15 protein-coding genes and 5 pseudogenes are annotated in these 19,433 nt (G+C 40.0%); 1 reads left to right on the top strand and 19 read right to left on the bottom strand.

From position 1 onward, the window contains the following. Positions 1–25: 25 nt before the first annotated feature. From PRIP_RS02365 to lepA, 11 genes and pseudogenes are all read right to left on the bottom strand, one after another. Positions 26–988 carry a PhoH family protein gene (locus tag PRIP_RS02365; protein WP_036099236.1) on the bottom strand — a complete coding sequence of 321 codons (963 nt, stop codon included), beginning with the start codon at positions 986–988 and terminating at the stop codon, positions 26–28. 235 nt (positions 989–1,223) lie between these two features. Continuing rightward, positions 1,224–1,670 carry a GatB/YqeY domain-containing protein gene (locus tag PRIP_RS02360; RefSeq protein WP_036099234.1) on the bottom strand — a complete coding sequence of 149 codons (447 nt, stop codon included), beginning with the start codon at positions 1,668–1,670 and terminating at the stop codon, positions 1,224–1,226. Between the two features lie 21 nt (positions 1,671–1,691). Continuing rightward, positions 1,692–1,865, bottom strand: coding sequence for a 30S ribosomal protein S21 (rpsU, locus tag PRIP_RS02355; protein WP_036061859.1), 174 nt, complete (start codon positions 1,863–1,865; stop codon positions 1,692–1,694). 213 nt (positions 1,866–2,078) lie between these two features. Then, positions 2,079–2,831 (bottom strand): 16S rRNA (uracil(1498)-N(3))-methyltransferase, encoded by a 753-nt coding sequence (locus tag PRIP_RS02350; protein ID WP_036099233.1) that lies wholly within the window; start codon positions 2,829–2,831, stop codon positions 2,079–2,081. Between the two features lie 2 nt (positions 2,832–2,833). Continuing rightward, entirely contained in the window at positions 2,834–3,775 is a 942-nt protein-coding gene (gene prmA / locus PRIP_RS02345) for a 50S ribosomal protein L11 methyltransferase (protein WP_036099231.1), read from the bottom strand. Positions 3,776–3,841: 66 nt separating this feature from the next. Next, complete coding sequence (gene dnaJ, locus PRIP_RS02340; RefSeq protein WP_036099229.1) at positions 3,842–4,981, bottom strand: molecular chaperone DnaJ; 1,140 nt, start codon at positions 4,979–4,981, stop codon at positions 3,842–3,844. A 126-nt stretch (positions 4,982–5,107) separates the two neighbouring features. Next, positions 5,108–6,947, bottom strand: a pseudogene (dnaK, locus tag PRIP_RS02335) (molecular chaperone DnaK). Positions 6,948–6,986: 39 nt separating this feature from the next. Further along, complete coding sequence (grpE, locus tag PRIP_RS02330; protein WP_052008680.1) at positions 6,987–7,613, bottom strand: nucleotide exchange factor GrpE; 627 nt, start codon at positions 7,611–7,613, stop codon at positions 6,987–6,989. After that, positions 7,597–8,634 (bottom strand): heat-inducible transcriptional repressor HrcA, encoded by a 1,038-nt coding sequence (hrcA, locus tag PRIP_RS02325; protein WP_036099228.1) that lies wholly within the window; start codon positions 8,632–8,634, stop codon positions 7,597–7,599. Before hrcA ends, grpE begins: the two co-directional genes overlap by 17 nt. A 135-nt stretch (positions 8,635–8,769) precedes the next feature. Further along, positions 8,770–9,897: a radical SAM family heme chaperone HemW gene (hemW, locus tag PRIP_RS02320; RefSeq protein WP_036099227.1), complete on the bottom strand. Its 1,128-nt coding sequence runs from the start codon at positions 9,895–9,897 to the stop codon at positions 8,770–8,772. A gap of 86 nt (positions 9,898–9,983) precedes the next feature. Next, positions 9,984–11,807: a translation elongation factor 4 gene (gene lepA, locus PRIP_RS02315; protein ID WP_036099225.1), complete on the bottom strand. Its 1,824-nt coding sequence runs from the start codon at positions 11,805–11,807 to the stop codon at positions 9,984–9,986. Positions 11,808–12,051: 244 nt separating this feature from the next. Here lepA and rpsT point away from each other — a divergent pair. Further along, positions 12,052–12,303: pseudogene (gene rpsT, locus PRIP_RS02310) on the top strand (30S ribosomal protein S20); the annotation flags it as partial. A 111-nt stretch (positions 12,304–12,414) separates the two neighbouring features. Here rpsT and holA read toward each other — a convergent pair. The 8 genes and pseudogenes from holA to PRIP_RS02270 all read right to left on the bottom strand — a co-directional run bounded on the left by holA (position 12,415) and on the right by PRIP_RS02270 (position 19,418). After that, positions 12,415–13,441, bottom strand: a pseudogene (gene holA, locus PRIP_RS02305) (DNA polymerase III subunit delta). 70 nt (positions 13,442–13,511) lie between these two features. Then, on the bottom strand, positions 13,512–15,749 hold the full coding sequence (locus tag PRIP_RS02300; protein WP_052008679.1) for a DNA internalization-related competence protein ComEC/Rec2: 2,238 nt from the start codon (positions 15,747–15,749) through the stop codon (positions 13,512–13,514). Between the two features lie 155 nt (positions 15,750–15,904). After that, a pseudogene (locus PRIP_RS02295) lies at positions 15,905–16,343 on the bottom strand (ComE operon protein 2); the annotation flags it as partial. Positions 16,344–16,410: 67 nt separating this feature from the next. Beyond that, positions 16,411–17,028, bottom strand: a complete 618-nt coding sequence (locus PRIP_RS02290) for a helix-hairpin-helix domain-containing protein (RefSeq protein ID WP_036099222.1) — start codon at positions 17,026–17,028, stop codon at positions 16,411–16,413. Positions 17,029–17,135: 107 nt separating this feature from the next. Then, the gene (locus PRIP_RS02285) at positions 17,136–17,867 is read right to left on the bottom strand and encodes a class I SAM-dependent DNA methyltransferase (RefSeq protein WP_036099220.1); all 732 of its coding nucleotides are present in this window, start codon (positions 17,865–17,867) and stop codon (positions 17,136–17,138) included. Between the two features lie 52 nt (positions 17,868–17,919). Then, a pseudogene (rsfS, locus tag PRIP_RS02280) lies at positions 17,920–18,277 on the bottom strand (ribosome silencing factor). A gap of 3 nt (positions 18,278–18,280) precedes the next feature. Continuing rightward, on the bottom strand, positions 18,281–18,856 hold the full coding sequence (yqeK, locus tag PRIP_RS02275) for a bis(5'-nucleosyl)-tetraphosphatase (symmetrical) YqeK (RefSeq protein ID WP_036099218.1): 576 nt from the start codon (positions 18,854–18,856) through the stop codon (positions 18,281–18,283). Continuing rightward, positions 18,849–19,418: a nicotinate-nucleotide adenylyltransferase gene (locus PRIP_RS02270; RefSeq protein WP_149023740.1), complete on the bottom strand. Its 570-nt coding sequence runs from the start codon at positions 19,416–19,418 to the stop codon at positions 18,849–18,851. Before PRIP_RS02270 ends, yqeK begins: the two co-directional genes overlap by 8 nt. Positions 19,419–19,433 lie beyond the last annotated feature (15 nt).

The following is a 19,433-nucleotide window of genomic DNA, read 5'->3' as shown; positions in this document are numbered from 1 at the left end:
CCTTTTTTACATCATTTAGTGCTAATTATTTCAGCTTTCCCTCATATGCTTTAATAATTTCAGCAACAAGTGGATGTCGCACCACATCAAAATGTTCAAAGTAAACAAAACCGATGTTTTTCACGTCACGCAATACTGTCTCTGCATTCACCAATCCACTCGTAGCACCTTTTGGTAAATCAATTTGTGTCGTATCACCATTAACAATCATTTTCGATTCAAAGCCTAGACGAGTCAAGAACATCTTCATCTGAGCAACCGTTGTATTCTGTGCTTCATCCAGAATAACAAACGCATTATCCAGTGTCCGACCACGCATATAGGCAAGCGGCGCAATCTCAATCACACCACGGTCCATCAATCGCGTCGTATGCTCTACACCGAAAATATCATACAGAGCATCGTACACAGGGCGTAAATAAGGATCAACCTTCTCTTTCAAATCACCAGGCAAGAACCCAAGACTTTCCCCAGCTTCTACCGCAGGACGCGTCAAAATAATTTTGTTTACTGTCCCTTTCTTCCAAGCAGCAACAGCCTTCACAACCGCCAAATACGTTTTCCCCGTTCCAGCAGGACCAATACCAAACACAACATCATATTTATCTATCGTCCGCACATATTTACGTTGCCCGAACGTTTTTGGTCGAATCATTTTCCCCTTCGCATTTACTGTAATCTCTTCATCATACAAGCTCGCAAAATATTCCACCGTGCCATTCTGCTCCATCTTGATTGCTTGCGTCACATCACGTTCATCGACATGAATCCCTTTAACAATGACATGAACAAGCGCATCAATAACTGCTCCAGCATGCGCTTCATTTACCTCTTCACCTTGAATCGTTATTATTTCGCCACGAGTGATAATCTGTACTTGGAACGCATCTTCAATTAAAGCAATATGTGCATCATTGTTCCCAAACAGTTCCCTAGCATCAAACCCGTCCGCTAACGTAATCTTTTTATTTTCATGGTCTGTCGGCATCCAAATAACCCCTTCACTCTAAAATTAAGTTTATGTGCTTATATTATACACGAAAGCGTTCCATTTGGGTATTATTCGGCGTGTTTACGGAAATTATGTATTATTTTTGCGTTGATAAACAGCTTGAGGGATTAGTTCACCACTTTGCTTACGCTTATATTGGCGCCGTTAGTCATTTTTATTCCTAAAAACGCCAACAAAAAGAGCCGAGGCTACTCGGCTCTTTGATTTTGAATTATGAAAGATATTGTTTCACGAATTTATTGACTGCGTTACCGTCTGCTTTACCTTTTACTTTAGGCATTACAGCGGTCATCACTTTGCCAAAATCAGCTGGAGATGTTGCACCAACTTCTTCGATCGTCACTTTTACAATTTCAGCAATTTCTTCCTCGGAAAGTTGCTTCGGTAAATAACCTTCAACTATCACGATTTCCTGTTTCAATTGTTCTACCAAGTCTTCACGACCTGCTTTCTCAAATTCATTTAGAGAATCGCGACGCTGCTTCATTTCGCGGGAAAGAATAGTTACTTCGTCGTCAGGAGATAAATCATCTGTACCAAGACGAATGGCTTCATTTTGCAAAGCCGCTTTAAGCATACGGATAACGGAAAGTTTATCTTTTTCTTTCGCTCGCATCGCTTGCTTCATATCTTCATTCAGTTGGTTAAGGAGACTCATGTATTTAAATCGTCCCTTCGATTAGAATTTGCGTTTTCTCGCTGCTTCTGATTTCTTTTTACGCTTTACGCTTGGTTTTTCATAAAATTCGCGCTTTCTAACTTCTTGCATTGTACCTGTTTTGGAAACAGTACGTTTAAAGCGACGAAGAGCATCTTCAAGCGATTCGTTTTTACGAACTACTGTTTTTGACATCTCTCTTTCCCTCCCTCCGACACTTAAATGGACAAGGATGTCCTAAGCTATTTGAACACCTCGCACAAGACGAACTTGTGAATGAGTCCAAAGTAATGCACAACTATTTGCATTCACTCACTAAAAATTATAAACCAATCCGCAAAGCTAGTCAACATGAAATCGTTAACTTTCATGATTTATTTTCAGTAGGACAACCAATCTTATTTTCATTTACCCATTTTTATCAAGTTCAAACGCAAAAGAGGCTGCTGCTAGAAAATAAAGCGGTGCTGTTTCTGTTCGCAAAATTCGTGGTCCTAAACCAACTTTCAACGCTTGCACAGCTTCTAATTTAACAATTTCTTCTGGAGCTAAACCACCTTCCGGCCCAAAAATTGCTAAAATTGATTCGCCGGGATCCACTTGGTCAAAAAGTGTGGCTAAAGCGGAAGATTCCCCCTCTTTAGCACTCTCTTCATAAGCAACAACGATATAATCATAGGAAGGCGCGACGTCGAGTAGCGCTTGGAATGACATTACATGTTGGAAACTTGGGACAACACTGCGATGCGATTGTTCTGCGGCTTCTTTTGCAATTTTATCCAGTCGTTCTACTTTTTTCTGGGCTTTTTTACTATCCCATTTGGAAATAGAGCGTTTCGCCGGGAATGATAGAAATGATTTTGCGCCTAGTTCGGTTCCTTTTTGGGTGATTAATTCGAGCTTGTCGCCTTTTGGTAAACCGCTTGCGATGGTTATGTGCACTGGTAATTCAGAGGTACTTTCTTTCCGTGACACGATTTTAAATTGGACAAAGTCATCGCCTATTTCGATTAATTCGGCAATGGCTGTTTGTTCATCTGGCGTGACAAGGCAAACATAATCTTCCAGTTTCATCCGCATAACGCGAACAATATGGTGGAAATCCTCGCCTGTAATTCGTGCTTTATCATCTACGATTTGATTAATAAAATATCGTTGCACCTTTACTCACCTCGCTTGGCGTAAATAGCTACCCAATCCGTTATTTGTTCTGTATGGTAGACTGTTAAACCAGCTTCGATAAGTGCTTCAGTCACCATTTCACGCTTCGGCTCGATAATTCCTGATGCGATGAAAATACCATTTGGTTTCAGCGCTGCATATACGTCCTCCGGGAATAATACAATCACTTCTGCTAAAATATTAGCCACGATGACATCTACTTTTTGATTAATACCTTTTAAAAGATCATTTTGCTGGATTGTCACGACAGTTTCGCAATGGTTTTGTACAATATTCTCTCTTGCAGCGCGAACGGCAACTTCGTCAAGGTCTGTTGCTAAGACGCTTTTGGCGCCGAGTTTTGCACTAGCAATGCTTAGTACGCCTGAGCCTGTTCCTACATCAATAACTTCATCGCCTGGTTTGACGATTTTTTCTAAAGCTTGCACGCATAATTGTGTAGTTGGGTGTGTGCCTGTACCGAATGCCATGCCTGGATCAAGTTCGATAATCATTTCGTCGTCTGCTTCTGGTATGTAGTCTTCCCATGTTGGTACGACAGTGATATGCTCCGTAATTTTTACGGGATGATAATATTTTTTCCACGCGGTTGCCCATTCCTCGTCGTTTACTTCATTGACTTGGAACGTTAGGTTGCCTAATGGAATGTCAAAGTCTGCAAGCCCACGAATGCGCGCTTCAATTTCTGGTACCATCGCTAAAAAGTCGTCGGTCGTTAAAAAGTAAGCCTTGATAATCACGCCCTCTGCTGGATAATCAGCTGCCTGTAAATCATAAATTTCGCCAAAACGATCTTCGTGTTCGCGCGTTAAATCTGCGGAGTCTTCAATGGAAACACCGCTTGCACCTGAATCGTTTAGGGCATATGTAATTGGTTCTACCGCTTCGTTCACTGAATGGATTTCAATTTCTGACCATTTCATTTTTATGTCCCTCATTTCCTTAAATAAAAGGCTCGTTATTACGCAATCCGAGCCTTTTGATTATTATTATTCACCTTTGAATGCTTTTTTCATTTTGTCGAAGAAACCTTCCGTGTTTTCGTCCACTCTATCGCCAGTTGTTGCAGCGAATTCACGTAGAATGTCTTTTTGCTTGTCATCAAGTTTTTTCGGTACAATAACTTTCACAATGACATGTTGGTCACCGGTTCCATTACCACGTAGATGTGGGACACCTTTATTACGCAGACGGAATGTTGTACCAGTTTGTGTACCAGCTGGGATTTTCAGTCGAACTTTGCCGTGAACCGTCGGGACATCGATTTCATCACCAAGTGTAGCTTGAACAAATGTGAGTGGTACCTCTACATAAATATCATTGCCTTCGCGTTCAAAGAAATCGTCGCGAGATACGACAAACACGACGTAAAGATCTCCGTTAGGGCCACCATTAATGCCTCCTTCACCTTCACCAGCAACGCGCATTTGTTGCCCATCATCGACACCTGCTGGAACTTTCAATTTGATTTTCTTCGTTTTCGTTATGCGGCCTGAGCCGTGACATGTGTCACATTTTTCTTTGATTTCCTTACCTGTACCGTTACAGTATTGGCATGTGCGCTTGTTAACAATACGACCAAAAGGTGTGTTTTGCTCCACATTAATAGAGCCTTTACCGCCACAGTGAGAACATTTTTCAGGATGCGTTCCCGGTTTGGCACCACTTCCATGACATGTGTCGCAACTTTCTTCACGAGGAATTTCAATTTCAGCATCTTTTCCAAAAATGGCTTCCTTGAACTTCAAGCGCATAGTGTATTGCATATCACTACCTTGGCGTGGTGCTGAAGGATCTTGTCTAGCAGAACCTCCTCCACCAAAGAATGTATCAAAAATATCTTCAAAACCGCCGAAACCTTGGCCACCAAAACCACCGCCGTATGATCCGCCACCACCAAAACCTTGGTTTGGATCGACGTGTCCATATTGGTCGTATTGCGCGCGCTTGGATGCGTCACTCAGAACTTCATATGCTTCTGATATTTCTTTAAATTTCTCATCAGCGCCAGCTTCTTTATTGATATCTGGATGATATTGCTTCGATAATTTACGGTAAGCTTTTTTTATCTCATCTGCTGAGGCGCCTTTGGAAACGCCAAGCACTTCATAATAATCACGTTTTGCCATTTTTTGCGTCTCACTCCTTGTCTCTTCTGTTTATATTTCCTATCGTATTGTAACATAACTCGTTACGAAGAGAAAGAGTCAAAGCCAGTGAGCTTTGACCCGATTTTCTCTTATTTTATGAAACGATTATTTCTTAGCGTCGTCATCGTTTACTTCTTCAAACTCGGCGTCAACTACATCGTCATTTGTAGCTCCAGCTTCTGGATTTTCACCTTGAGCAGCTTGTTGTTCTGCTGCTGCCTGTTCGTAAAGTTTTACGGAAAGAGCTTGAACGATTTCGTTTAGAGCATCTGTTTTTTCTTTGATTACATCGAAATCTTCGCCGTTTAGCGCCTCTGACAACTCATCGCGAGCTACTTCTGCTTTTTTCACTTCTTCTTCGTCTACTTTGCCTTCTAGTTCTTTCAATGTTTTATCGACAGTGAATACTAATTGGTCCGCATTGTTACGAAGTTCTGCGTTTTCTTTTACTTTCTTATCTTCTTCAGCATTTGCTTCTGCATCTTTAACCATTTTTTCGATTTCTTCGTCTGTTAGACCTGAAGAAGATTTGATAACGATATTTTGTTCTTTACCAGTTCCTAAGTCTTTCGCACGAACTGTTACGATACCGTTTTTATCGATGTCAAATGATACTTCGATTTGTGGAATACCACGTGGTGCTGGTGGCAAGTCCGTTAATTGGAAACGTCCAAGTGTTTTGTTATCTTTAGCCATTGGGCGTTCACCTTGCAAGACGTGAATGTCTACTGCTGGTTGGTTGTCTGCTGCTGTTGAGAATGTTTGTGATTTTGAAGTAGGAATAGTGGTGTTGCGGTCGATTAATGTTGTCATCACGCCACCCATTGTTTCGATACCTAGGGATAGTGGTGTTACGTCAAGAAGTACAACGTCTTTTACGTCACCAGTGATTACGCCGCCTTGAATCGCTGCACCCATTGCTACTACTTCGTCTGGATTTACACCTTTATGTGGTTCTTTACCTAGCTCTTTTTTGATGGCTTCTTGAACGGCTGGGATACGTGTTGATCCACCAACAAGAATAACTTCGTCGATATCGCTAGCAGAAAGATCAGCGTCTTTTAATGCTTGGCGAGTTGGTGCGATAGTACGTTCTACTAAGTCATGTGTTAATTCGTCAAATTTTGCACGAGTAAGCGTTACTTCTAAGTGAAGTGGTCCTGCTTCTCCGGCTGTGATAAATGGTAGTGAGATTTGTGTACTAGTTACGCCAGAAAGGTCTTTTTTTCGCTTTTTCAGCTGCGTCTTTTAGGCGTTGTAAAGCCATTTTATCTTTAGAAAGGTCAATTCCGTTGTCGCGTTTGAATTCAGCAACTAGGAAATCAATAATTTTTTGGTCAAAATCGTCCCCACCTAAGTGGTTGTCGCCGGCCGTTGAGTGAACTTCGAATACGCCGTCGCCAAGTTCAAGGATAGATACGTCAAAAGTACCGCCACCAAGGTCAAATACAAGGATGGTTTGGTCTTTCTCTGTTTTATCCATACCGTAAGCAAGTGCTGCTGCTGTCGGTTCGTTAATAATACGCTCTACTTCAAGTCCTGCGATTTTACCAGCATCTTTTGTTGCTTGGCGTTGCGCATCGTTGAAATAAGCTGGTACAGTGATAACCGCTTTATCTACTGTTTCACCAAGATAATCTTCTGCGTAGCCTTTTAAGTATTGCAAAATGATTGCGCTGATTTCTTGTGGTGAGTATTCTTTATCTTCTACTTTTTCTTTGTAATCTGTTCCCATGTGGCGTTTGATAGAAGCAACAGTATTAGGATTTGTAATTGCTGCACGTTTGGCAACTTCTCCAACTTGACGTTCGCCGTTTTTAAATCCTACAACGGATGGTGTTGTGCGTGCGCCTTCTGGATTTGGAATGATTTTTGCTTCTACACCTTCTAAAACTGCTACTGCTGAGTTTGTTGTTCCTAAATCAATACCGATAATTTTGCTCATAATTTCATTTCCTCCTATATAACCTGATTATTTTATAGTTTATTGGTTTACTTTTACCATCGATGGACGAATAACGCGATCCTTTAGTTTGTAACCTTTTTGAAGCTCCATCGTGATTTCATTGCTTTCTTTGGATGCATCATCGTCTTGCATTACTGCTTGATGGAAATTCGGATCAAATTGTTCGCCAAGTGCTGGAATTGCTTCTACACCTTCCGCTTCTAGGGCTGTCATAATTTGACCATATACCATCTTCATACCTGTAAGCAATGCTTCCATTTGCTCGGAGTCACTTTGTGTGTCGAGTGCTTTTTGGAAACCATCAAGCGCCGGCAAAAGTGCTTCGGCAATACTTTGCGAACGGTATTTCTGATTCGCCGTACGCTCAGCAATGTTACGCTTCTTCACGTTTTCAAAGTCAGCTTGTAAACGCAAATAACGATCTTCTGCTGCTTCTAACTTTTCTTCTAGTTCAAGCAAACGCTTCTCATCTTCTGTTAATGTTACTTCTTCTTCGCTCGCAGTTTCTTCGGGAACCGTATGCATCTCTTGTTCCACTTCTTGAAGCTCTTCCACTGCTTCTTTTTCAATTTCTTGCGCTACTTTTTCTTTTTTTATTTTTTCTGTTCGGACACGTTTGTCACCTCTTCTATTTTTGATTATCATGATAAAGCCTTGTTAAAACGGTTGTTAAATCACGACTTACCAAATCAACTAAGCCCATCATGCGGTCGTATTCCATCCGTGTCGGGCCGAGGAGGACGATACCTCCAACATGTTCATTAGCAATGCTGTACGTTGCGGTAATAATACTACAATTCTCCATAAGCTGATGATTGATTTCTGTACCAATCTTGACATGTAGGCCTTGAGGGATATTAGAAAAAAGCTGGTAAACATCTTTTTCTTGATCCATCAACCGTAGCAACTCACGAACTTTCGTAAAATCATGAAATTCCGGCTGATTCAAAATATTTGTTTTGCCGCCAAAATACACTTTTTCCTTATTCACTTGTTGGAAGGTCTCTTGCAAAATGGAAAGCATTAATTCGTGGTTAACCATATTGCTTCGAAGTAATTCAGCTACCTCTGCGGGAATCACCGCATTCATCTGATCAATCGGTAAACCAACCAACCTTTCATTCAAAATGTTGACAACTCGCTCCATATCGCTTGGCGTCATCGTCTCAGGAATCGTCACAACATGGTTGTCAATGTGTCCCTGATCCGTAATGAGTATTAGCATCGCTTGGTGCCGATTAATTGGTACAAAACGAAAACCACTTAGACGGTTCTGCTTCGACGCTGGACCAAGTAAAATCGATGTATAATTCGTCAAATCCGACAACATCAAGGCTGACTTCTGAATAAGCTGCTCCATTTCAAAGTAATTCTCTGAAAAAAGCGATTGAATGGACATAATATCCTGCTTATCAAGCTTCGGCGGATCTAGCAAAGAATCGACATAGAAACGATATCCTTTCTCAGAAGGAATACGTCCAGATGAAGAATGGGTCTTCTCAATGAATCCGTATTCTTCAAGCACGCTCATCTCATTACGAATCGTCGCTGAACTAAATGGTAAGTTGTTTTCCTTCAGCAAGTTCTTAGATCCAACTGGTTGCACAGTCTCGATGAAATGGTCGATAATGGCACGAAAAATAAGCAATTGCCTTTCGGTTAACATATCTATCACCTCTTTTAGCACTCGATAGGTTTAAGTGCTAAATACAATTATAAATTTACCACTCCGACCGTCTACTGTCAACAAAAAACACTCAATTTCAGACTAAAGTATTAATTAGCTGAAACCGAGTGATACTTACAAAAATTCCTGAAAAACATTGTTCCCTAAAAAACGGCCTCGTCGTGTTAAGCGGACGCTTTCTGGCGTAGACTCTAGCCAGCCTTTTTCGGAGGTTTTGTCAATAGCGTTAGCAAATATTGTATCTAACGACTGACCGAATTTAGCTTGAAAATGGGCTTTGTCAACCCCTGCGACTTTGCGTAAACCGAGAAACATTTCTTCTTCCATTTTTTCTTTGAGCGAGAGTTCTTTTTGTTGGAAGATTGGTAGCTCGTCGTTTTGTAGAGGCTGCATGTATTTTTTGAGTGGGCCGTAGTTCGCATAGCGTGTTTCTCCGATGTAGCCATGTGCGCCAGCGCCAAATCCGAAATAGTGCTCGTTGCTCCAATAGACGATGTTATGACGACTTTCGTAGCCTGGTTTCGCAAAGTTACTAATTTCGTATTGTTTTCGCCCGTGTTTTTCCATAGTAGACATTAATTTTTCGTACATATTTGCCTCTGCATCTTCGCCGGGCAGAATTAGTTTGCCTTTTTGCATGAGGTTGTAGAAAATTGTTTTTGGTTCGATGATTAGTGAATACGCGGAGTAATGCGGTAAATCTAGGTCGAGCGCTTTTGTTAAAGTGTCTTCGAAATCGGCTTCCGTTTGACCTGGCAAACTGAAAATAAGATCGATGCTCACATTTTCAAAGCCAACTTGTTTTGCATTATTAACAGATTGGTATACATCGTCCACAGTATGGATGCGTCCAATTTTCTTTAGCAATTCATTGTTAAAGCTCTGTACACCCATGCTTAAGCGATTGACGCCATGATCTTTCATAACTTGTAGTTTACTAATCGATAAATCACCAGGATTGGCCTCAAAACTGAATTCTGCGTTCTCCGTCATCGGGAAAAGGCGCGAAATAGCAGAACATAATTTGGCTAGTTGCGCTTCGGTCAAGGTAGTCGGCGTTCCTCCACCAACAAATACTGTCTCAACAGGACTTATCGGATGCTTCTCCGTCAATATTTCCATTTCTTTAATCAATAAATCGACATATTCATCGACTGGCTGACCTTCTAAAAATACTTTGTTAAAATCACAATAGTAGCAAATATGTTCACAAAACGGAATATGAATATATACCGCGGTCATTTTGACTCACTCATTTCTTTAAGGGAAAAAGCGACAATTCTCTGTTCTACCTAAGCACAGAGAAAATCGCTTTTCCTACCAACTCTTTATTTATCATCCATTTTCAAAATAGCCATAAATGCTTCTTGTGGTACTTCAACAGAACCAATGGACTTCATACGTTTTTTACCTTCTTTTTGTTTCTCAAGTAATTTACGTTTACGCGAAACATCGCCACCGTAACATTTAGCAAGTACGTTCTTACGCAAAGCTTTGATTGTAGAACGCGCAACTATTTTCGTGCTAATCGCTGCTTGAATCGGAACTTCAAACTGCTGACGCGGAATAAGTTCTTTTAATTTCTCGACGATGATTTTCCCACGATCATACGAAAAATCACGATGGACAATAAAGCTAAGCGCATCAACTTTCTCATTGTTAAGCAGAATATCCATTTTCACAAGTTTCGATGGGCGATAACCAATGAGTTCATAATCAAAGGAAGCATAACCTTTCGTACCCGATTTCAACTGATCGAAAAAATCATAAACAATTTCTGAAAGCGGCATTTCATAAATAACACTCACACGGATATCATCCAGATACTCCATCGTCATGAAATTGCCACGTTTATTTTGCGCAAGTTCCATCACAGCACCAACATAATCGTTAGGAACCATAATCGTTGCTTTTACATATGGTTCTTCTACCGATTCTATCACACCGGGTTCCGGCATTTCAGCAGGATTATCAACGACGATTTGCGTACCGTCTGTTAAATTCACGTGATAGATAACACTTGGCGCCGTTGTAATCAAATCAATATTAAACTCACGCTCAATACGTTCTTGGATAATTTCCATATGGAGCAAACCAAGGAAACCACAACGAAAACCAAAACCTAAGGCCTGCGAGGTTTCTGCCTCATACTGTAGTGCCGAGTCATTTAATTCTAATTTCTCCAGTGCATCACGCAAGTCATTGTATTTAGCAGAATCGATGGGATACAAGCCACAGTACACCATAGGATTTAATTTACGATAACCTGGCAATGCTTCTGCGGCGGGGTTATTAGCCAATGTAATCGTATCCCCAACGCTTGTGTCGCTCACATTCTTAATTGCCGCAGTCAAATATCCAACATCTCCGACCATTAATTGATCTCTTGGCGTCGATTTAGGAGTGAAGACACCAACTTCTGTTACTTCAAATTCACGACCATTTGCCATCATACGAATTTTATCACCGGCCTTCACAGAGCCTTCCATGATTCGAATATTGGCGATAACGCCACGATAAGCATCAAATACAGAATCAAAGATAAGTGCCTTCAATGGCGCATCGATATCCCCTGTTGGAGCAGGAATTTTAGCAACCACTTGCTCTAAAATTTCTTCAATACCAATGCCAGATTTCGCCGATGCCAGCACTGCATCTGAAGCATCTAGCCCAATAACATCCTCAATTTCACCACGAACCCGTTCTGGTTCAGCAGCCGGCAAATCAATTTTATTAATAACAGGCATAATTTCCAAATCATTGTCTAACGCCAAATATACATTGGCAAGCGTCTGCGCTTCAATACCTTGTGCCGCATCTACAACTAAAATAGCACCTTCACAAGCCGCCAAACTACGTGACACCTCATATGTGAAATCGACATGTCCAGGTGTATCAATCAAGTGAAAAATATATGTTTCACCATCTTTGGCCGTATAGGATAATTCCACGGCGTTCAATTTAATTGTAATTCCACGTTCACGTTCCAAGTCCATCGAATCAAGCAATTGAGCCTTCATTTCCCGATGCGTTAAAGCATTCGTTTTTTCAAGGATACGATCGGCAAGCGTTGATTTACCATGATCAATATGTGCTATTATCGAAAAATTTCTTATTTTCTTTTGTCTTTCTAGCATTTCTTCTTTCTTCATTTCTCCAGCTCCCGAATTCGAACTCATCTTATTAAAACGATGGCAAGCTAAGATAGATTATATCAGTAGAGCTCGCTATTTTCAATCACTTCCGATGTTTTTCATGGAAAAATAAATAAATTAGTAAAGTAATATTGCAATATCCGCTCCATTTAGGTATAATAGCATTTGTTCTAGTGTAATTTTGAAAGGTATGGTATATATAATAGATACTACCTCATAAATTTGGGCGGAGGTGAATGAAATGCCAAATATTAAATCAGCAATTAAACGTGTAAAAACAACTGAAACTCGCAACAGTCGCAATGCATCACAACGTACTGCAATGCGTACAGCTGTTAAGAAATTCGAGCAAGCTGCAGAAAACAATGCAGATAACGCAAAAGAATTATATGTTGAAGCTAGCAAGAAATTAGACAGCGCAGTTAACAAAGGTCTACTTCACAAAAACAATGCAGCACGTAACAAATCTCGTTTAGCTAAAAAACTAGCTAAAATAATCCGATTGAATGATCACCGAAACATCGCACATTGTGTGGTGTTTTTTGTTTTAAAGAAGAAAAGATTCCTAACCTTTTCTTCCCCGCTTAACCTCATATCTAAACTACTATTTAACTCTTTGATCCTGTAACGAGAATAAAAACCATTCTAACTTCTGCGCCTTATCTCCGTACCCTGTCTTCATTTCAAAATCCATTTCTGCCAAACGTTCCAATGTTGTAGTTAGCTGTTCATATGAAAAACTTTTCGCCTGTCTAGCGCCAATTTTAACTCGGAAAGGATGTACTTTTAGTTTCTGAGCAACTTGTTGTTGGCTAAACCCTTGTTTCTCTAGTAGCTTTATCTGCGTTAATAAGCGGAACTGGCTTGCGATAAGCGCCAGTATTTTTATCGGTTCTTCTTTTTGCTTCAACAAATCATAATAAATACTAAGCGCACCACTAATATCTAGCGTAATCATCTTATCTAGCAGCAAGAAAATATTCTGTTCTAGTGATCTAACTACCAAGCTTTCGACATCTGTTACGCTAATTTCACGGCTTTCTAATTTATATAACATCAACTTATCTAGCTCATTCATCGCTGTAGTTAATTGTCCACCAGTCAGCTCCATCAACCGTTCAATAGCTGGCATTTCCATACTGAAATCATTATTTTTAATGGCTGACTGAATCCACTTTCGCAATTCAGCATCATTCGGACGTTTAGCATCCACAATAGTCGCTTGTTTCTTAAGCAATTTCGATAACTTCTTACGTTCATCAAGTTTCTCTACTCTTGCAATGAGAACTAAAATAGAATAATCGACAGGTTCATTTAAGTAATCTTCAAACCTAGCTGTTCGGTGTTCTATCTTGCTCTTCGTTTTTTCTGTCGTTAAAAATGATGGGTTCGAAGCTATAATTAGGCGGCGATCACCAAAGAAAGGAATCGTTTCGGCTTCCTCAATCACTTGTTCAATGGCTGTTTCACCTAAATCAAAATTAGCATAATTAAAATCGGTATCTTCTGTATCCAAGATGTTTGCAACTAGTCTTTTTTTTCGTTTCGTTAATGATATAATCTTCCGTTCCGATAATTAAATAAATCGGTGCAAATTGCTTTTTCTCGATTTTTTTCCACTCTGCAATCATCTCTTACCCCCACTTTCCATCGTCTCAACATCTATCGTAAATCAACTTCGGACTTTACGCAAGCACAAAATCATTCAAGCCCAAAGCTGAATCCTTTTGAAAAAGTATAAAGAATCTCTCCTTGTAAATCGGTTCGATAAATAGTAGCCTGTGCATCTTGCAATGTCGCCAATGTTTCTTCACGTGGATGTCCAAAGCGGTTTCCTAGTCCGCAAGAAATAATCGCAATACCTGGTTTAACTTTATCAATAAATGCTGGCGTTGTAGATGTTTTACTTCCATGGTGCCCAACTTTTAGAATGTCAGCTTTTATTAACGGGTTATCAAGTAAAGCATGTTCTGCCTCTGCTTCAATGTCACCTGTGAATAGCCATTTCTTATTATCTAATGTTGCCGCAATGACAATAGAATCGTTATTTCCACCTTCTCCTCTTATTTTTGGACTAATGACTTGAAACATAGACGCTCCTTTTCGCCAACTATATCCAGCTACTACTTTCCTTGTTGGCGTTTCCGGTAGCGCCTGTAATGCTTTTTTCATAATGCTTTTCGTTTCTCCACCATCTGCATAGATTAGCTCTTTTATGCGAATCATGCTTCCAACATCAATTAGCCCTTCCATATGATCCGCATCACTATGTGTAATGATTAACTTATCAATTTTAGAAATGCCTCTTGATTTGAGAGCAGGCACTACAATGTTTTTCCCGATGGAGAAGGGTTCTTTACGCTCTGCCCATTTCTCCTTCTCAAAAATCATTTGGCCGCCGACATCAATGACATAGTTGCCTTTGTTCCAAGGTAACTGGATTAATATGCTATCGCCTTGTCCAACATCAATTAAGGAAACCTTCCCTACCCAGTTAACGGAGCTAATAAACAGACATAACGCTATTGGGAATAAATAACGACAAGTCTTCCCAGTCTTCTCCCACTGATAAAAAAAGAAAAAGATAAGAATCACAAGCAAAATTACGAAGATGTTACTCGGTCTACCCGTTACCCACGTAGTAAATGGGATACTTTGTAACATGACGGCAAAAATTTCTGAAACTGTAACGGCTATTTTCATGATAGCTGTTGGAATGTCTAATAAAATCGGTACTAAATTCAAACAAAATAGTAGCAAAAAGCTGAGTGGTAGCAGTATAAATGTAAATAAAGGTACATATATGATATTTAGAAATACACCAATAATCGAGAATTCATAAAAATGATAACTCATAACTGCAATTCCAGAAACAGTGGATATTAGTGAGACGTATAATGAGCTTAATAAATTAGATGTTGCTCGCCGCATGATTTTTCGTCCAGATAAAATAATCGCAAAAGAGACTGCGTAAGAAAGTTGAAAACCAATTTCAAATACACAATATGGTGAAAATAAAAAGACAAGCATGAAGCTGCAGCATAATGCCTGTAAAGAAGTTATACGAATCGGTAGTAAGTTGCCGAGGATTAAGCAAATTGTCATGAGAGCAGCTCGAACAACTGGAGCATTACCGCCTGTCATTAGGCAATATAAAGGTAATAAACACATGATAGTTATGGCTGTTTTCTCAATTTGGAACCCTAATCTGCGAAATAATAGCAAGAAGCCTGACACAATAAGGTTTACATGCAGACCAGATATAGCTAATAGATGGACAACTCCTAAACGTTGATAATTATTATATACAGTTGTATCTATATAACTTCTGTCACCATAAATCAATGATGCAACATAGGGCGAGATTTTAGTATCTAATGTTGTATCTATCTTCTCCAACTGGGATTTTCTGAGATTCTTCATTGTATGCAGCGGCGATTTGTTCAATATCTTAGTAGGCTTCAATGAATTCGCTTTCCATAGCCAATGCACTTTCTTATGGTACAGAAAAGCTTGATAGTTGAATTGATCTTTATTTCGATTCTTTTCGGGAGCTTCCAGAACACCATTTACTTGCAACTGATCGCCGTACTTCAACTGTTTTAACTGTTGTTGTTCTTTTTCATTTTCGATTTTATAGCTCAGTTGAAGACGCTCTCCTCTGTACATAACTTGTGCTCGAAAGGTGTCTCCATCAATTGTAATCGCATCATTTAGCGTAGCAACCGCTTCTATATCGCCTGATTCAAGTACAGATTGATTCTGATTATCAGAAAACCAGAAAAAACCTCCTGCTAAAAGCGCAATACTGAAGAAAACTACTAGATTAAAACGTTTGAATAGGACAGTAAGTATAAGTAGTATGCCCAGTAACAGAAAGGTTTTTATAGAAATAACCGTACATATTACAGCAAAGATAATCGCTATAGTAGCCGTCAAAAAAAGACGCTCTATAAGACTCACCTCGCTTTATTTTAAAAATTGTTCTTTTAATTTATCTTCTAAATGCGTTATTGTTTCTTGTGGGATGTCTTCTTGTTGCAAGACTTCCTGCACCGTTTGAATGATAGTTTGCTCAATTTGCGCAGTATTGCTAAGCACATGTTCATCGAATGGTACTTTCTTTACTTCGACGCCAGCTCGTTCGAACAATTCAATCGCATATGGATGGTTCTTATAATCTTTCGCGTAATAAACGGCTTTTATTCCAGCTTGAATAATCGATTTGCAACAAGCCACACACGGAAAATGGGTGACATACATCTCTGCATGATCCGTTGATGCACCAAATTTTGCGCATTGCAAAATTGCATTCATTTCCGCATGAATGGTGCGAATGCAGTGTCCTTCTACTACATAGCAACCTTCTTCACTGCAGTGATCACCACCTGCAATAGAACCGTTATAGCCACCTGCGATAATACGTTTATCTCGAACAATAGTAGCGCCAACCATTAGGCGAGTGCATGTACTTCTAGAAGATATTAAATGACTTTGTGCTAAAAAGAATTGATCCCAAGCTATTCTTTGCATATTTGTCGCTCCTTTAAAGTTGATGCTTTAAGTATATGCTTTTCGAATTCGCTACGTCAATAACTTTTCACTCCACTGTAATATGTTCGCTCAAGCGTTCTACGGTTTTAGCTCCAATGCCTGAAACTTTTGACAGATCCTCTACTTTCTGGAACAGTCCTTCTTTTTCTCGATGATCGATTATTGCTTGTGCTTTTGCTGCGCCAATGCCAGGAATGGTTTGTAATGCTGTAGTATCTGCCGTGTTGATATTTACTCTCTTGGAATCACTACCCCCTGGCGCTTCGGCTTGCGCTGTCGTGACTGGTTGAATGCCCTCTTCACCTACTTTTCCAGCATAAATAACCATCTCATCAGTGACTTTTTGAGCCATGTTGAGAAGTTTTACGTCTGCTTCAGGTGATAGCCCTCCCGCTTTTAGAATGGCATCTTTCACGCGACTATCTGTTGCTAACTCATAGACGCCAGGCTTGTTTACAGCGCCTTTTACGTCCACGATTAATACTTTGGATATCGTTGGTTCCTGTTTCTCGGCTTTTGCCTCAACAACGGGGGCTTCTTTTGCTGCGGCGTCTGTTGTGGTCACTTCTTCGTCTTTTTGCATGAGGAAAAATAATCCTACTGCGGCTAATAATGCGGCGACAACAATAATGTACTTCTTGTATGTTTGCCATAAATCTAACATCTTCTTCACCTGCCTTTAATAATTTTATTCGCCATCCCCTTTCTTTTTCCTTCTTTCAATCGCCGCCTTCTAAAACGCAAAAAAAAAAGAAATGACCAGTAGAAAAGTCATTTCTCGCAGATGAAAAAGATTCTTTCACTTGTTTTAGTGGGCTCAGAATTTGTAAAATCCGCACAAATTTTTATTTTACGAAAGCCAGCTTCTGTAATTGCTTTTTGGTACCATTCGACAGGATATGTTCGTTCTTTATGTAGCTCGTCATAGCGCTCATACAAGCCGTTTGGTGTTTCTCGGAAGAACGTTAATTCATGTTCTACGGAATGTGGAAATTCCCCAGGAAACGAGTTCCAGACACATGAAATTTCGATATCACTATCGCCATAACTGTAATCTTTGAAGCATTCGTCCACTTTATAAACGGAATGGACGTCGAACAAGAAAATACCGCCTTCTTTTAAGTTGGCATATACGCTTTGCAGTGTGCCGTGAACTTGTGCTTGGGTTTCTAAATAGTTAAGCGAGTCGCAAAAGCACGTCACCAAATCAAATGTATCTAGCGCTTCTATCTGCGACATATCCTGTTTTAGCAACGTTAGTGGCACATCTTCGCGCAATGCTTTCTCACTTGCAACGGCTAGCATTTCTTCTGATAAGTCTACACCTGTCACTTCAAAACCGTTCTTTGCCAATCTAACAGCAAGCTCAGCCGTTCCACAAGCCACGTCAAGCACTTTTCCGCCTAGTTCGGGTAAATAGGGCTTTGCAAAAGAAAACCAATTGTCGTACAGCTCCTCGTCCATGAGTGCATCATAAAAATTAGGAAAATACTCGTAACTCATTTTTATCTCCTCCAATAAAAAAAGGAGCCGTCTCCAGCCCCTCTCGCATTCTTTACATGGTAAAAGCTGCTTCAATATTTTCTAACGGTGCATCTCCCCAAAGTTTCTCAAGGTTGTAGTAGCTACGCTCATCTTTGTGGAATACGTGAACAATCACATCGCCAAGATCAAGCAAAATCCATTTAGCGGCATCAAAACCTTCTAAGCGTTTCACATCTACATCATTTTCTTGCGCTTTTTCTTTTGATTTCTTGAGCAATTGCTTGTACTTGCTTATCGGAATTACCGTGACAAATAACGAAATAATCGGCAAATGCGGATAAGCCTTCCATATTAAGCGCCAGAATATCCTCTGCTCGCTTATCATCCGCTGCTTTCGCGGTTAACATTAATAAATCATGACTTTTCAATAGTTATACCTCACCTTCAATTTGTAAACGTGCAAAATAATTATATGCTTCAAATGTATCTGGAAAAATCGGTTGTCTTTTCGTGATTAAAAAAGTAATAGTGTTTGCTAGGGCAAAAAGCATCGCGGCATCCAACGAGTCAAAAGACAAACGGCGAGCCTTGTAAACGCCAGGGAAAGAGCGATTTGGTTCCGTATAGTCTGCCAAATAAATAATTTTATCCAGTGTACTCATCGCAGCATTTCCTGTTGTATGGCAAGCGATTGCTTGTAAAATAGCTTCGTCTTCTACGCCAAACTTTTCTTTTGCTAAAAAAGCGCCTACGGGAGCGTGCCACAGTTCTTGATTGTAGGTGAATAGTTTTGGATCCATTTTTTGTTCGACCATCATTGCCATCATTGCTTCTTTATCCACATATTTCGCATAATCATGCAATAAAGCCGCAGTACTCGTTTGTTTTACGTCAATATCGTAATGTTCCGCAAGCTCTAATGCTGTTTTTTCAACACCTAACGTATGGATGAAACGTTTTTCAGGCATAGCTTCTTTTACGGCTTCTAAAATTTCTTCTCTATTCATATAAATGATGCTCCTTTATATACTTGCTCACTTGTTCAGGAACGTAATAATCAATTGGCAATCCTGCTGCCAAGCGCTCTCGTAGCAAGGACGAAGATATGTCCATCGCGGGAACTTGAATTTCCTCAATGTCGTATGGCGTGTTTCCTTCATAGTGAGGTCGATTGACGCCAACAAAGTTCACAAGCTTTATCAATTCATTAATATGATACCACTTTGGTAAATATTCAACCATATCTCCGCCAATTATAAAGGAAAACGCGGCATTTGGAAACTCTTTTGTCATTTCCAACATCGTATCGTACGTATAGGACTTCCCTGTTCGCTTCATTTCGCGGTCATCTATTTCGAAATAGGGATTATCTTTAATTGCCAAGTCAAGCATTTGCAAACGGTCTGCATTGCTTGCTAAGCCACTTTCTTGTTTGTGTGGTGGAATAGCATTTGGTAAAAAAATAATTTTTTCAAGGCCTAGTTGGATGCGCGCTTCATTAGCAATAATTAAATGTGCGTGATGTGGCGGATCAAATGTACCACCTAAAATACCGATTTTTGCGTTCAAAGCAATTCCACCTTC

The organism is Paenilisteria riparia FSL S10-1204, assembly GCF_000525995.1.
Taxonomy (GTDB): domain Bacteria; phylum Bacillota; class Bacilli; order Lactobacillales; family Listeriaceae; genus Listeria_A; species Listeria_A riparia.
Note: the sequence above shows the minus strand (reverse complement) of the source record. Positions and strands in the feature narration are given on the sequence as shown.

Coding starts and splice junctions, on each gene's coding strand:
- PRIP_RS02365 (WP_036099236.1), bottom strand. CDS start 988: ATGCCGACAGACCATGAAAATAAAAAGATTACGTTAGCGGACGGGTTT.
- PRIP_RS02360 (WP_036099234.1), bottom strand. CDS start 1,670: ATGAGTCTCCTTAACCAACTGAATGAAGATATGAAGCAAGCGATGCGA.
- rpsU (WP_036061859.1), bottom strand. CDS start 1,865: ATGTCAAAAACAGTAGTTCGTAAAAACGAATCGCTTGAAGATGCTCTT.
- prmA (WP_036099231.1), bottom strand. CDS start 3,775: ATGAAATGGTCAGAAATTGAAATCCATTCAGTGAACGAAGCGGTAGAA.
- dnaJ (WP_036099229.1), bottom strand. CDS start 4,981: ATGGCAAAACGTGATTATTATGAAGTGCTTGGCGTTTCCAAAGGCGCC.
- grpE (WP_052008680.1), bottom strand. CDS start 7,613: ATGATAATCAAAAATAGAAGAGGTGACAAACGTGTCCGAACAGAAAAA.
- hrcA (WP_036099228.1), bottom strand. CDS start 8,634: ATGTTAACCGAAAGGCAATTGCTTATTTTTCGTGCCATTATCGACCAT.
- hemW (WP_036099227.1), bottom strand. CDS start 9,897: ATGACCGCGGTATATATTCATATTCCGTTTTGTGAACATATTTGCTAC.
- lepA (WP_036099225.1), bottom strand. CDS start 11,807: ATGAAGAAAGAAGAAATGCTAGAAAGACAAAAGAAAATAAGAAATTTT.
- PRIP_RS02290 (WP_036099222.1), bottom strand. CDS start 17,028: ATGTTAGATTTATGGCAAACATACAAGAAGTACATTATTGTTGTCGCC.
- PRIP_RS02285 (WP_036099220.1), bottom strand. CDS start 17,867: ATGAGTTACGAGTATTTTCCTAATTTTTATGATGCACTCATGGACGAG.
- yqeK (WP_036099218.1), bottom strand. CDS start 18,856: ATGAATAGAGAAGAAATTTTAGAAGCCGTAAAAGAAGCTATGCCTGAA.